This window comes from Bacillus cereus group sp. BfR-BA-01381 (genome assembly GCF_022663555.1).
In the GTDB taxonomy this organism is placed as follows: domain Bacteria; phylum Bacillota; class Bacilli; order Bacillales; family Bacillaceae_G; genus Bacillus_A; species Bacillus_A pacificus.
The window spans coordinates 1-260 of record NZ_JAKUFR010000298.1 but is presented as its reverse complement, the minus strand read 5'-3'; the positions used below and the strand labels follow the sequence as shown (position 1 = coordinate 260).

The following is a 260-nucleotide window of genomic DNA, read 5'->3' as shown; positions in this document are numbered from 1 at the left end:
TGATTTAAGAGTGGATATTCCTCTTTTAATTTCTCTATTTCCTTCATTCCTCTTCCTCCTCATCACCTTGTAGCTTACAATTTAATAAATTATAATTAAATTAATTTTAATATAGTTTAACATAAATTATTCACTTAAGTTAATTTTAATTTAATTTATTTAAATAAAATTTAATAATAAGTAAGGAGATTTTATTATGGAAAATATAGATATTGGTAAAAAAATTGAAAAACAAAGAAAAGAAAAAGGCTTAACGAGTA

At 20.0% G+C, this 260-nt stretch carries 1 pseudogene; it reads left to right on the top strand.

The features are described 5' to 3' along the window. Positions 1-196 precede the first annotated feature (196 nt). A pseudogene (locus MR079_RS28780) lies at positions 197-260 on the top strand (DNA-binding protein); the annotation flags it as partial.